This window comes from Cobetia sp. SIMBA_158 (assembly GCF_046566945.1).
In the GTDB taxonomy this organism is placed as follows: Bacteria; Pseudomonadota; Gammaproteobacteria; order Pseudomonadales; family Halomonadaceae; genus Cobetia; species Cobetia amphilecti.
This window is the reverse complement of record NZ_JAWJYL010000649.1, coordinates 1-257: the sequence shown is the minus strand read 5'-3', so window position 1 is coordinate 257 and position 257 is coordinate 1. Positions and strand designations below refer to the sequence as shown.

The 257-nt window shown below is 44.0% G+C and carries 1 protein-coding gene; it reads right to left on the bottom strand.

From position 1 onward, the window contains the following. Positions 1 to 257, bottom strand: a 257-nt coding sequence (locus R2R70_RS21425; RefSeq protein ID WP_410979114.1) for an XkdF-like putative serine protease domain-containing protein, incomplete at both ends; no start/stop codon positions are given.

Here is a 257-nt window from a genome sequence, read left to right as displayed (position 1 = left end):
CATCACCATCACTCGACTGTAAGGTTTCCAGCAGATGGTCTAAAACGCTCCAAAATTGTTGTGACATGTTTGCACCTTCCTCTTTCAAAAAGAAATTTTTCAGCAAAGAAAAAAGCCCTCTCTCATTCGTGCCTTGAGATAGGAGCTGATCTTGTTCTTCTATTGCCACGATATCCGCCGTCCCAGCCATTGAGTAGCCTGTAATGTGGCCCTGCTGAATTTGATCCCAAATATCTTGTGAAGCCTTTGTCACAAGC